This window comes from Planococcus chinensis (assembly GCF_020071995.1).
In the GTDB taxonomy this organism is placed as follows: Bacteria; Bacillota; Bacilli; order Bacillales_A; family Planococcaceae; genus Planococcus; species Planococcus chinensis_A.
In genome coordinates, this window is the sequence record NZ_JABWTK010000048.1 from 1 (window position 1) to 397 (window position 397).

Annotated in this window: 1 protein-coding gene; it reads right to left on the bottom strand. The window is 62.2% G+C overall.

Going from position 1 to position 397, the window contains the following annotated elements; all coding sequences use genetic code 11:
* Positions 1-349 (bottom strand): hypothetical protein (locus tag HU147_RS19240; protein ID WP_224077677.1); only part of this gene is annotated, 349 nt, incomplete at its 3' end.
* Positions 350-397: the final 48 nt, after the last annotated feature.

Consider the following 397-nt stretch of genomic DNA (forward strand, 5'->3'; position numbering starts at 1 on the left):
GCTTCTCGCCTCCGACCAGCGACTTGCATCCCGGATGCGTCAGTGGCGGTTCGAGATAGATCCTGTGCCCCTGCCCTCCACCCCATGACTTCTGGATGCACCAACTGTCGTCTGACATCACGTGCGCACCGAGCAGGTCGGTCTGATCTGCCGGAGTAACCTGCGCCGTCGGTGCCAGGACCCCATGGATCAGCACCGCGCCCGCGCTGGCGTAGATCACCAGCTCCTCGCAAGTCGCGTTACTCTTCAGGAACTCAATGGCGCCCTCGGCATCCAGCAACCAGGCGGCTTTGTCCGGCTCGGCCGCCCAGGCGATGGCACGAAATTCCTTCTGGTCAAATCGTCTCACGTCATTGGTCTCCAAGTGCCCGGCCAACTTGCTCGAAGGCCCAATAGG